Source organism: Micrococcus sp. ACRRV (genome assembly GCF_022346985.1).
In the GTDB taxonomy this organism is placed as follows: Bacteria; Actinomycetota; Actinomycetes; order Actinomycetales; family Micrococcaceae; genus Micrococcus; species Micrococcus porci.
In genome coordinates this window covers 1-9,042 of record NZ_JAKRNH010000098.1, presented here as the reverse complement: position 1 = coordinate 9,042, position 9,042 = coordinate 1, and the positions used below count along the sequence as shown (strand labels likewise).

Sequence of the window (9,042 nt, the reverse complement as noted above, 5' to 3'; positions counted from 1 at the left end):
CACCACGCCCCCCGCCTCCACCCGCACCGTGGACCGCGCCCTGGCCCTGCTCGCCGCCGTCGTCGCCCAGCCGCGCCTGAGCCTGGCGGAGGCGGCCCGCGCCACCGACCTGCCCGCCTCGACCGCCCTGCGCCTGCTGCGCAGCCTCGAGACCGCCGGGTTCGTGGACCGCCAGGAGGAGGGCGAGTACCGCCCCGGGGCCCGCCTCATCCAGCTGGGTGCCCGGGCCTTCTCCCGCGAGCCCCTCGTCCGCCTCGCCCGCGCCCCCATGGACAGCGTGGCGGAGGCCACCGGAGAGTCCGTGTACCTGTCCCTGCGCAACGGCGCGCAGGAGGCCGTGTACATCGCGATCGTGGAGGGCACCCACTCCGTGCGCCACGCCAGCTGGGTGGGCCGCACCGTACCGCTGGAGGGCACCGCGGTGGGCGAGGTGTACCGCGGGGAGGTGCCCCCCGGCGGGTACGCCCACGGCGGGCACTCCGTGGAGCAGGACGTCACGGCGCTGTCCTCGCCCGTCGTCGTGGGAGGACGGGTCGTCGCGGCCCTCAGCGCGCTCGTGCCGGACTACCGCTGCACGGCGGAGCACGCCGACCGCTGCGGCCGGGCGCTCGCGGACGCCACCACGCGGCTCGCCCGCGCCCTCGGCGAGGAGGCCCCGACGGAGGACGCAGACTGACCCCGCGGGGTCGGGCGGAGGCCTCACCTCCGGACCGGGATTGCCAGGGGACTGCCAGGCTCCTCCCCCGGTTCCCCCAAGGATGGTTCGTACGCTGAAGGCACCTCATCGAAGGTGCGAGCGATGCAGGTGCGAGTGATGACAGGCGAAGGGCCCCGGACGGCGAATCCGGGGCCCTTCCCACGTCTCGGGGACGGTTCGGCGCTCCGAGGCCATGCCAGGCCCCTACGACGACGCCGGGCCACCCCCTCCTCGGGGACGGCCCGGCGTCGTGCCGCGCGAAACGGCTCAGGACTTGGCGGAGGTGATCCCGGCCCAGGCGCCGCCGATCAGGCCCGCGAGCGGGAGCATCCAGAACAGGTGGCCGCCCACGGACAGGGCGGCGGTGTTGGAGAACACGAAGATGACGCCGACGGCGGCGAGGAAGCCGCCGATGAGGCCGCCGATGGCGTAGCGCGCGGCGGAGCGGGCGGCGCCACCCATGAGCAGCACGATGCCGTAGCCGGCGGCGCCGGCGATGGCGCCGCCCACGAGCGCGAACATGAACGCCTCGAGCACGGCGACCCAGCCCACGCCGTCCTCACCCAGGACACGGGGGCCGTCGGAGAGCAGGCCGGTGGCGGCGCGCCACAGCTCGAACGCCACGATCAGCACGGTGGCGACCACCAGGATGCGGTTGACGAAGCCCCAGCCGTCCACGGGACGGGCCGGCTCGACGGCCTCGGGGGCGACGACGGCGCGGCGCGCCGGGGCCTGCGGGGCGGCGGTGCCGCCGACGGTCTGGACGGCGTGCGCGCCATGGGCCTGGGTGTTCATCGGGTGCTCCCTTGGTTCCGCCCCCGACGGGGCGTGGTGCGATGCGGGACGCGGGGGTCCCGGCGTGATGGATCTGCCCCGATTCTAGGCACCCCGCCACAGGGTCGGCCAACGGTGACCGGCCAGGGGGCCGTGCGCGTCGTCGTCGGCCGCGGACCCGGCCCGTCGGTGCGTCGGCTCAGCCCCCAGGTTCGACGTCGACCGGCGGGGTCAGCACGTCGGTCCGGCGGTTCGCCAGCACGGGCACGGTGCGGCGGACCTCCTCGACCCGGTCGGCGGTGACGTCCGCGCACAGCAGGGTCTCGGGGGCGGCGTCGTCATCGGCCTCGGCGAGGGTGAGCGCGAGGGGGTCGATGATCGCGGAGTGCCCCACGGTGGCGGCGGAGGCGGTGTCCGCGGCGGCCACCCACACGGTGTTCTCCACGGCGCGGGCGCGCAGCAGGGTCCGCCAGTGGTCCACCTTGTGCTCGCCATCGAACCACGCGGCGGGGATCGCCAGCACCTGGGCCCCGGCGAGGGCGAGGGCGCGGGAGACCTCGGGGAAGCGGAGGTCGTAGCAGGTCTGCAGCCCCACGGTCAGCCCGCCGACCTCCACGGTGACGAGGCCGCGGTCCCCGGGGGTGATGCGATCGGACTCGCGGTGCTCGAACGCGTCGTAGAGGTGGAGCTTGCGGTACGCGCCGGCGACGGCGCCGTCCGCGTCCACCGCCACGAGGGTGTTGTACGGGCGGTCCGTGGCGGAGGGCTCGTACCCGCCCGCGACGATCGCCAGCCCGTGCTGCCGCGCCAGCCGGGCCAGGCCCTCGGTGAACGGCTCCCAGGAGCCGGCGACGGCGTGCGCGAACTCGTCCTCGACCTCCCGGAACGTGAGCATCGCCTCCTCGGGGAGCACGAGGAGCCCGGCGCCCTCCGCGGCCGCGCGCGCGGCGAGCCGGCCCATGGCCTCGAGGTTGTCCTCCACGCGGCCCGTGGGCCCGAACTGTCCGACGGCGATCCTCATGCCCGCCAGCCTAGCGACGCCGTGCCCCCACCTCAGCGCGTCCGTCGAGGAACAGGGAGGACGTCACCCCTGGTCAGCACCGGTTCCACCCTCCACGCTGAAGACGGGCGCGACGTCGGCCCGCCCGCCGCCGTCGTCGTCCGACCGGATCCGCGCCCCTCGGCGCGGAGCAGCCGAGACCCAAGGAGTCACCGCCATGGCCGAGCAGCCGAAGATCCCGGGCACCCCGGGCCCGATCACCCCCGACCTCGAGGAGCACACCGCCCTCACCGACCCGGACCAGCCCGTGGCCGTCCCGGCCCCGGACCAGCGCGGTCCGGCACAGGTCTCCCCCACCGGCCAGGACACCGGCGCCGACCCCGCGACCGCCGCGCAGGGCTGCCCGTACCTGACCACCGCGCACGGCGTGCGCCTGCAGGACTCGGACCACTCGCTCAAGGCCGGCCGCCGCGGCCCCACCCTGCTGCAGGACCATCACCTGCGGGAGAAGCTCAGCCACTTCGACCACGAGCGCATCCCCGAGCGCGTGGTCCACGCCCGGGGCGCCGGTGCCCACGGCGTGTTCCGCGGCTACGGCACCGCCGCGAAGATCAGCCGGGCCGGGCTGTTCGCGAAGGACAAGGAGACGGAGGTGTTCGTCCGCTTCTCCACCGTGGCCGGCTCCCGCGGCTCCATGGATCTGGCCCGCGACACCCGCGGCTTCGCCACCAAGTTCTACACGGACGAGGGCACGTGGGACCTGGTGGGCAACAACATGCCCGTGTTCTTCGTGCAGGACGCCATCAAGTTCCCGGACGTGGTGCACTCGGTGAAGCCGCACCCGGATCGCGAGATCCCGCAGGCGCAGTCCGCGCACGACACGTTCTGGGACTTCGTCTCCCTGCACACCGAGGCGCAGCACCACACCATCTGGAACATGTCCGATCGGGGCATCCCGCGCTCCTTCCGGATGATGGAGGGCTTCGGCGTCCACACCTACCGCCTGATCGCGGCGGACGGCTCCACCGTGCTGGTCAAGTTCCACTGGAAGCCCAAGCTCGGTGTCCACTCGGTGACATGGGAGGAGGCGCTGATCACCAACGGCGCGGACCCGGACTACCACCGCCGTGACCTCGCCGACGCGATCGAGGCCGGCGCCTTCCCGGAGTGGGAGCTCGGCGTGCAGGTGTTCGAGGACAACGAGGAGCAGATGTTCGAGGGGATCGACCTGCTCGACCCCACGAAGCTGGTCCCGGAGGAGCTCGTCCCCGTGCAGCCCCTCGGCCTCATGACGCTGAACGCCAACCCGTCCAACTACTTCGCGGAGACGGAGCAGGTGGCCTTCAATCCGGCCAACCTCGTGCCCGGCATCGACGTCACCAACGACCCGCTCCTGCAGGGCCGCCTGTTCTCCTACCTGGACACCCAGCTCACCCGCCTCGGTGGGCCGAACTGGACCCAGCTGCCCATCAACCGCCCGCACGCCCCGGTCAATGACATGTTGCGTGACGGCTTCCACCAGAGCGCCGTGCATCGCGGGGTGGCACCGTACCGGCCCAACTCGCTCGACGGCGGCCTGCCGTACGAGACTCCCGCGGACGACCACGCGCTCATTGAGCACCCGGAGCCGCTGCCGGCCTCGGTCAAGGAGCGCGCGCACGCCGCGTCCTTCGACGACCACTTCTCGCAGGCGCGCCTGTTCTTCCTCTCCCTCTCCGAGGTGGAGCGCGAGCACGTGGCGCAGGCGTACACGTTCGAGCTCGGCAAGTGCTACGAGGAGACGATCCGCGTGCGCCAGCTGCAGAACCTCGGCGCGATCGACCCGCGCCTGGCCCAGCAGGTGGCCGACGGGCTCGGCATGCCCGTGCCGGCGCCCGCCGACGCCCCTGCGGACGTCCAGCCTTCGGCGGCGCTGTCCCAGATCGGGAAGACCTGGCCGGTGGACGGCCGCCAGGTCGGCCTCGTGGTGGGCCCGCAGGTGGACGAGAAGGAGCTCGGCGACGCCGTGCAGGGCATCCACGGCGCGGGCATGGTGCCGCTCGTGATCGCGCCGAAGGGCGGCCCCGTGGCCGGCGAGGTCGTGGCGCAGCGCGCCTACCTCACCGCCGCCTCGATCGAGCTGGACGCCGTCGTGGTGCTGGGCGCGACCCCGCCCGCCGCGGACGCCCAGCACGGCCTGGACGCCAAGGCCGCGGCGGACGCCCCGGACGCGGTGGACCCGCGCGTCGCCAAGCTGGTCCAGGAGGCCTGGCGCCATGCCAAGGCCATCGTGGCCGTCGGGGAGGGAACGTCCGTGCTGGACGAGCTCGGCCTGACCGGCACCCCGGGTGTGCTCACGGTGGACGCCGGCGCCGACGCCGTCGCCCAGCTGAAGGATCTCATGCCCGCGCACCGCGTGTGGGAGCGCTTCCCGACCACGGGCCGCCTCGCCGACTGACCTCCACCCACCGTTTTCGTTCGGGAAACGGGGGCGTGTCGCAGCGCTGTCGTTGCCGAAACGGGCCCCGGCCCGGGAGTTCGCTCCCGAGCCGGGGCCCGTCGGCACCTTGACCCGGGGGGTACCGGGCCGCAGACTCCTCTCAGCCCGTGCCCGCGGGCGGAGAGGAGGGCCGCATGGACGTCCCGACGCGCCGGTCCGCCGTCGCCCTGGCCGCGGCCGGAGCCGCCCTGCTCGCCGGGTGCGCGGCTCCCACGCCGGAGATCACCGTGGTCGACGACGCCGGCACCCGCCTCTTCCTCGCGCCCTCACCCTGGGAGCAGCGTGAGGGCGAGTCGAGCGGTCTGCTCACCGGCACACTCGAGGTGAGTGAGGGCGGCTGTCTGGTGGTGGACGACGGCGCGGTCGGCGTACCCGACCACACCTCCCTCCCCCTCGCCTTCCCGTCCGGCAGCACCCTGGTGCGCGAGAGCGACCGCGTCTCGGGCGTCCGTACGCCGGACGGCACGACCGTCCTGCTGGGCGACTCCCGCGGCTGGACGGGCGGGCGGGTCCTCGTCGACGACCTCGAGCGGGACGCGCGGGACGCCCTCACGCAGTGCACCACGGAGCAGGCCGTGTTCGTGCCGCTTGCGGAGGGCTGAGGACGCCGGAGGCCGAGGCGCCCCCGTCCCGCCCTGCCGCCCGGAGAACGGGACGCCCAGGGCGCCGTCGGGACCAAACGAAACGGGCCCCGGTCCGGGAGATCACTCCCGGACCGGGGCCGTTTCCCGAACGAAAGCGTCCGGTTCAGTCCTCGATGAGGCCCCGCACCTGCACGACTTCGTCGCGGCCCGGGCCCACGCCGATCGCGGAGATCCGGCAGCCGGAGAGCTTCTCGAGGGCCTCCACGTAGCGCTGGGCGTTCAGCGGCAGATCCGTGAACGCGCGGGCGCCGGAGATGTCCTCGGTCCAGCCGTCGAAGTGCTCGAAGATCGGCTTGGCGTGGTGGAACTCGGTCTGGGTCATGGGCATGCGGTCGTGGCGCACGCCGTCCACCTCGTAGGCCACGCACACGGGGATCTTCTCGATGCCGGTGAGCACGTCCAGCTTGGTCAGGAAGTAGTCCGTGAACCCGTTGACGCGGGCCGCGTAGTGGGCCAGGACGGCGTCGTACCAGCCGGTGCGGCGGGGGCGGCCCGTGTTCACGCCGAACTCGCCGCCGGTCATGCGCAGCTGCTCGCCCATCTCGTCGAAGAGCTCGGTGGGGAACGGGCCGGCGCCCACGCGGGTGGTGTAGGCCTTCACGATGCCGATGGTGCGGGAGAACCGGGTCGGTCCGATGCCCGCGCCCACGGACGCGCCGCCGGCCGTGGGGTTCGACGACGTCACGAACGGGTAGGTGCCGTGGTCCACGTCGAGGAAGGTGGCCTGGCCGCCCTCCATGAGCACGACCTTGCCCTCGTCCAGGGCGTCGTTGAGGAGGTTCACGGAGTCCACCACCATGGGGCGCAGCCGGTCCGCGTAGCCCAGGAAGTACTCGGCGATCTCGTCCACGGTGACGGCGCGGCGGTTGTAGAGCTTCACCAGGAGCTCGTTCTTCTGCCGCAGGGCGCCCTCGATCTTCTGGCGCAGGATCGACTCGTCGAAGATATCCTGCACGCGGATGCCCAGGCGGGCCACCTTGTCCATGTAGGTGGGGCCGATGCCGCGGCCGGTGGTGCCGATGGCGCGCTTGCCCAGGAACCGCTCGGTGACCTTGTCCATGGTCTGGTGGTACGGGGCCACGAGGTGCGCGTTGGCGGAGATCTTGAGGTTCGCGCAGGAGTGGCCGCGGGCCTCGAGCCCGTCGATCTCCTCGAAGAGGGCCTCCAGGTTGATCACCACGCCGTTGCCGATCAGCGGCACCGCGTTCGGGGACAGGATGCCGGCGGGCAGGAGCTTCAGCTCGAACTTCTCCCCGTTGACGACGACGGTGTGCCCGGCGTTGTTGCCGCCGTTGGGCTTCACGACGTAGTCCACGCGGCCGCCCAGCAGGTCGGTGGCCTTGCCCTTGCCCTCGTCGCCCCACTGGGCGCCGACGATCGCGATCGCTGGCATGCTGCATCTCTCCTCTTGGGGCCGCGGCGCTCGACCGCGCGGTCCCGCACATGGAAAACGCCCCCTTGCGTGCGCACGGAGGCCGTACCCCCGAATCCTACCAGCGTGACCTGGGACACCCTCCTGGGTGAGGGCTGCGCCTAGGCTGGGGGCATGGCCGTGCCGCACCCCGTGATGCCTCCGCCCGGAACACCCCTCCCCCACCAGCTGCGCCCCGCGGGCCCGTCCGTCGGGACGCCCCGCTGGCTGCCCGCGGTCCTCTGGATCGTCGCTTTCGCGCTCCTGCCGCTGTGCGTGATCGTGGGGCGCTTCGCCACGGAGAACGGCGGCTGGCTGCTGTTCACCTACATCATGTTCGGGTGGATGGTCCAGGGCGGCCTCGGCGTCCTGGCGGCGGCGTCGCTGTTCCTGCTGCCCCGCGTGAACCCGCCGGTGGAGCGCCGGGCCGGGGTGCGCACCGGCGTCGTGGTGCACCTCCTGCTGGGCGCGTCCTGGCTGACGGGCCTGCTCGGCATGCTGGCGTTCGGCGACTACGGGGACGCCCCCGGCTCCGAGACCGCGCCGGCCCCGCTGGTCGACCTCTACGGGATGGACCGGGCGGTGGAGATCGGCGACGCCGTGGGGCCGCCCCTCGTGGGCATCAGCCTCCTGACCGGCCTGGCCGCGGTGGTGCTGGTCGTGGTCCGGAGGCTGGCCGCCGCCGTCCGCAGCTGAGTCCTCCCCAACCTGAACCGGACGCGGCGAAGGGCCCCGGGTTCGCCGTCCGGGGCCCTTCGCCTGTCATCACTCGCACCTGCATCGCTCGCACCTTCGATGAGGTGCCTTCAGCGTACGAACCCTCCTTGGGGGAACTGGGGGAAGAGCCTGGCAGTCCCCTGGCAATCGCGACTCCGGGCTCTCATCCGAGCCGGCCACCGGACTCCTCCAGGTAGCACGCCGCGCACAGGGACTCGTAGGTGACCTCGACCCCGTCGATGGCCACCTGGTCCCCCTCGAACACGAAGCGCGAGCGCCCCGTGGCCGCGTCCACGACCTTGCGGGTGTTCAGCACGGCCTTGCGCCCGCACCGGCAGATGGTCTTGAGCTCCTCGAGCGAGTGCGCCAGCTCCAGCAGCCGCGCCGAGCCCGGGAACGAGTGCGTGCGGAAGTCCGTGCGCAGCCCATAGGCCATCACGGGGACGTCCTCCAGGACGGCGATCCGCAGCAGGTCGTCCACCTGGCCGGCCTCCAGGAACTGCGCCTCGTCCACCAGCAGGCATGCCACCGGCGGCGCGTCCACGTGGTCCACGAGGGCGTCGGGGTCGTCGCCGGCGGCATGCGCGCGGAACAGGGCCAGCACATCCGCCCCGGCGGGCACCAGGAAGTCCACGGCCCGGGTGACCCCCAGGCGCGAGACGACGGCGGCGTCGCCCTTGGTGTCCACGGCCGGCTTGGCCAGCAGGACCCGCTGCCCGCGCTCCTCGTAGTTGAAGGCGGCCTGCAGCAGGCCCGTGGACTTGCCGGAGTTCATGGCTCCGTAGCGGAAGTACAGCTTGGCCATCGGGGTTCTCCGGGGGACGACGCGCGGCGCTCAGGCCTGCGCGGCCTCGATCTGCTGGGCGGCGGTGGGGTCGGAGTCCTTGAGGAAGGTGCGGATGCGGTCCACCTCGGCGGACTCCCCGATCCCGGCGGCCGCGCGGCCCAGCGCGTACAGGGCGCGCAGGAAGCCGCGGTTGGGCTCGTGGGACCACGGCACGGGGCCGGCCCCGCGCCAGCCGGCGCGGCGCAGGGCGTCCAGGCCGCGGTGGTAGCCCACCCGGGAGTAGGCGTAGGAGTCCACGGCGCGGCCCTCGGACCAGGCGTCCTCGGCCATGAGCGCCCACACCAGGGAGGACTCGGGCGCCAGGGGGACGAGGTCCTCGGGGAGGTCGCCGGCGTCGAGGCGGGCGAGGACCTCCGGCTCCTCGGGGAGGAGCGTTGCCGGGGGCTCCATGAGGTTCTTGCCGATCAGGGACTCGGACATGGCTGCGCCTCTTCCTGCCCGCGAGGGGGCGGATCGGGGGGCCGGGACGGGCC

The 9,042-nt window shown here is 73.3% G+C and carries 9 protein-coding genes; 4 read left to right on the top strand and 5 right to left on the bottom strand.

Annotated features, from left to right (window positions below; genetic code table 11):
- The coding region (locus tag MHY29_RS09735; RefSeq protein WP_239240745.1) for an IclR family transcriptional regulator at positions 1-676 on the top strand (676 nt) is incomplete at its 5' end.
- A 288-nt stretch (positions 677-964) separates the two neighbouring features.
- Here MHY29_RS09735 and MHY29_RS09730 read toward each other — a convergent pair.
- Together MHY29_RS09730 and MHY29_RS09725 are read right to left on the bottom strand one after the other, a co-directional pair.
- Positions 965-1,492 (bottom strand): hypothetical protein, encoded by a 528-nt coding sequence (locus tag MHY29_RS09730; protein WP_239240742.1) that lies wholly within the window; start codon positions 1,490-1,492, stop codon positions 965-967.
- Between the two features lie 178 nt (positions 1,493-1,670).
- Entirely contained in the window at positions 1,671-2,492 is an 822-nt protein-coding gene (locus MHY29_RS09725; RefSeq protein ID WP_239240725.1) for a carbon-nitrogen hydrolase family protein, read from the bottom strand.
- A 196-nt stretch (positions 2,493-2,688) separates the two neighbouring features.
- Between MHY29_RS09725 and MHY29_RS09720 the strand changes: the two genes are divergently transcribed.
- Both MHY29_RS09720 and MHY29_RS09715 read left to right on the top strand, forming a co-directional pair.
- Positions 2,689-4,908, top strand: a complete 2,220-nt coding sequence (locus MHY29_RS09720) for a catalase (protein WP_239240722.1) — start codon at positions 2,689-2,691, stop codon at positions 4,906-4,908.
- Between the two features lie 176 nt (positions 4,909-5,084).
- On the top strand, positions 5,085-5,552 hold the full coding sequence (locus MHY29_RS09715; RefSeq protein WP_239240719.1) for a hypothetical protein: 468 nt from the start codon (positions 5,085-5,087) through the stop codon (positions 5,550-5,552).
- Between the two features lie 145 nt (positions 5,553-5,697).
- On the opposite strand, the gene MHY29_RS09710 is transcribed toward MHY29_RS09715, so the two are convergent.
- Complete coding sequence (locus tag MHY29_RS09710) at positions 5,698-6,987, bottom strand: adenylosuccinate synthase (protein ID WP_224355753.1); 1,290 nt, start codon at positions 6,985-6,987, stop codon at positions 5,698-5,700.
- Positions 6,988-7,140: 153 nt separating this feature from the next.
- Here MHY29_RS09710 and MHY29_RS09705 point away from each other — a divergent pair, with 153 nt between their 5' ends.
- Positions 7,141-7,701 carry a hypothetical protein gene (locus tag MHY29_RS09705; RefSeq protein ID WP_224355754.1) on the top strand — a complete coding sequence of 187 codons (561 nt, stop codon included), beginning with the start codon at positions 7,141-7,143 and terminating at the stop codon, positions 7,699-7,701.
- Positions 7,702-7,885: 184 nt separating this feature from the next.
- Here the strand turns inward: MHY29_RS09705 and MHY29_RS09700 are convergent, their stop codons facing one another.
- Both MHY29_RS09700 and MHY29_RS09695 read right to left on the bottom strand, forming a co-directional pair.
- Positions 7,886-8,527: a thymidine kinase gene (locus MHY29_RS09700; RefSeq protein ID WP_224355755.1), complete on the bottom strand. Its 642-nt coding sequence runs from the start codon at positions 8,525-8,527 to the stop codon at positions 7,886-7,888.
- Between the two features lie 30 nt (positions 8,528-8,557).
- Positions 8,558-8,989, bottom strand: coding sequence for a DUF3151 domain-containing protein (locus MHY29_RS09695; RefSeq protein WP_224355756.1), 432 nt, complete (start codon positions 8,987-8,989; stop codon positions 8,558-8,560).
- Between the last annotated feature and the right edge of the window lie 53 nt (positions 8,990-9,042).

Coding starts and splice junctions, on each gene's coding strand:
- MHY29_RS09730 (WP_239240742.1), bottom strand. CDS start 1,492: ATGAACACCCAGGCCCATGGCGCGCACGCCGTCCAGACCGTCGGCGGC.
- MHY29_RS09725 (WP_239240725.1), bottom strand. CDS start 2,492: ATGAGGATCGCCGTCGGACAGTTCGGGCCCACGGGCCGCGTGGAGGAC.
- MHY29_RS09720 (WP_239240722.1), top strand. CDS start 2,689: ATGGCCGAGCAGCCGAAGATCCCGGGCACCCCGGGCCCGATCACCCCC.
- MHY29_RS09715 (WP_239240719.1), top strand. CDS start 5,085: ATGGACGTCCCGACGCGCCGGTCCGCCGTCGCCCTGGCCGCGGCCGGA.
- MHY29_RS09710 (WP_224355753.1), bottom strand. CDS start 6,987: ATGCCAGCGATCGCGATCGTCGGCGCCCAGTGGGGCGACGAGGGCAAG.
- MHY29_RS09705 (WP_224355754.1), top strand. CDS start 7,141: ATGGCCGTGCCGCACCCCGTGATGCCTCCGCCCGGAACACCCCTCCCC.
- MHY29_RS09700 (WP_224355755.1), bottom strand. CDS start 8,527: ATGGCCAAGCTGTACTTCCGCTACGGAGCCATGAACTCCGGCAAGTCC.
- MHY29_RS09695 (WP_224355756.1), bottom strand. CDS start 8,989: ATGTCCGAGTCCCTGATCGGCAAGAACCTCATGGAGCCCCCGGCAACG.